The sequence below is a fragment of the Acidovorax sp. SUPP2825 genome, assembly GCF_030158995.1.
In the GTDB taxonomy this organism is placed as follows: Bacteria; Pseudomonadota; Gammaproteobacteria; order Burkholderiales; family Burkholderiaceae_C; genus Paracidovorax.
Genome location: NZ_BQXK01000057.1, coordinates 1 through 1,282, shown reverse-complemented (window position 1 = coordinate 1,282; position 1,282 = coordinate 1). Strand labels below are relative to the sequence as shown.

The 1,282-nt window shown below is 64.6% G+C and carries 1 protein-coding gene; it reads left to right on the top strand.

Annotated elements, in window-relative coordinates; genetic code table 11:
- Positions 1 to 65 precede the first annotated feature (65 nt).
- On the top strand, positions 66 to 1,151 hold the full coding sequence (locus AVAK2825_RS24660; protein WP_284403118.1) for an IS5 family transposase: 1,086 nt from the start codon (positions 66 to 68) through the stop codon (positions 1,149 to 1,151).
- Positions 1,152 to 1,282: the final 131 nt, after the last annotated feature.

The window sequence follows — 1,282 nt, the reverse complement described above, 5'->3', positions numbered from 1 at the left end:
GGGAACCTCTCAAAACCCATCCGGTCCCTTGTTGATCGAGAACGCGTGCTCCATCCTTTGCCATGATCACTCCCCGTAGCGCCCTGAAGTTCGACCTGTTCGCTGAGGCCTCGCGCCAACACAAGAGAGATGAGGTGGGCGATCCGCTGCAGGTGATCGCGCGGCACATCGACTTCGCAGAACTGGCCCGGCTGGTGGATGCCTTGATCGAACGCGGGGGTGGCCGCCGGGGCGGTCGGCCCGCCTACCCCACCGAGGTGATGGTGCGCATCCTGGTGTTGAAGCGGCTGTACAACCTGTCCGATGAGCAGATGGAGTATCAGTTGCTGGACCGGGGGAGCTACCAGCGGTTTTGCCTGTTGCAGGATGCGATGAACGTGCCGGACCGCAACACGATCTGGCGCTTTGGCGAGCGCCTTGGCGTGGGCGGGGCAACGGCCTTGTTCCAGGGGGTGGATGCCCAACTGCAGCGCCACGGCTACATCGCCCGGGGCGGGCAGGCCATTGATGCCACGCTGGTGCCCGCGCCCCGACAGCACATCGGCCAGCAGGAGCGGCGAACGCTGGCACAAGGCGGGCAGCCGGACTGGAGCCAAGCGCGACGCAGGCAAAAGGATGTGGAGGCCACGCACACGAAGAAGCACGGCAAAAGCCACTTCGGCTACAAGCTCAGCGTGAGCGTGGACCTCAAGCACGGCTTCATCCGCCGCCTCGCCACGGGCACGGCCAGCGAGCACGACGGGCACCACTTCGATGAGGTGCTGGACATGCACAACACCGGGCGGGCAGTGCATGCGGACAAAGCCTACCCGAGCCGCCAAAGGTGCCAGATGCTGAAAGTGCTGGGATTCGTGGATGCGATGCAGCGCCGTGCGCAGGCGGGCCGACCACAGAGCGAATGCCAGAAGGGGCGCAACCAGCGCATCGCAAAGAAACGAGCCAAAGTGGAGCACGTGTTCGCCGGTATCCGCCACCTGGGGGGCAAGTTCGTGCGCACCATCGGACAGGCGCGCGCCACGGTGGGGATGACGATGATGGCCGCCTGCTACAACATGAAGCGACTGGCCTGGTTCCTGCATCGGGGCGTGGATGCTTTCTTCAAGCCCGCCACTGGCAAGGCACAAGTGCGCCTGCAAACGGTGAAAGTCTGAGCCACCGGGCCTGCAAGGCCCCTCATGCACCCAGGCGCAGACCGCTGCTGGGCCTCATCACGCTCAAACGGCTACTGGCGCCCACTCCTCCCTATTCGGATTCGTCAAACATGGGGTTGTGAGAGGCTCCC